The sequence below is a fragment of the Halomonas sp. SIMBA_159 genome (assembly GCF_046536035.1).
GTDB classification, from domain to species: domain Bacteria; phylum Pseudomonadota; class Gammaproteobacteria; order Pseudomonadales; family Halomonadaceae; genus Vreelandella; species Vreelandella venusta_A.
Genome location: NZ_JAWJBT010000943.1, coordinates 1 through 258, shown reverse-complemented (window position 1 = coordinate 258; position 258 = coordinate 1). Strand labels below are relative to the sequence as shown.

1 protein-coding gene is annotated in these 258 nt (G+C 53.9%); it reads right to left on the bottom strand.

Annotation, left to right across the window (positions count from 1 at the left end; translation table 11 throughout):
- Positions 1 to 4 precede the first annotated feature (4 nt).
- Positions 5 to 258: endonuclease/exonuclease/phosphatase family protein (locus R0J87_RS22045; RefSeq protein WP_498888983.1), on the bottom strand; the 254-nt coding region annotated here is incomplete at its 5' end.

The window sequence follows — 258 nt, the reverse complement described above, 5'->3', positions numbered from 1 at the left end:
GTGATTATTTGAAAACAGACCAGATAGGTGCGTGATCAGACGGCTTTTCGATACCGCGCAGTTCGTAATCAATACCGGCTTCCTGGCAGCGGGCCGCCAGCGACGGGGTCGCCAGAACTACATCAATGCGCAGGCCGCGGTTGTCATCAAAGCCTTTGGAGCGATAGTCAAACCATGAGAATTTGTCATCCGCGGTGGGATGAAGCTGACGGAAGGTATCGACAAACCCCCAGTCCATCAGGGTTTTCAGCCATTCGC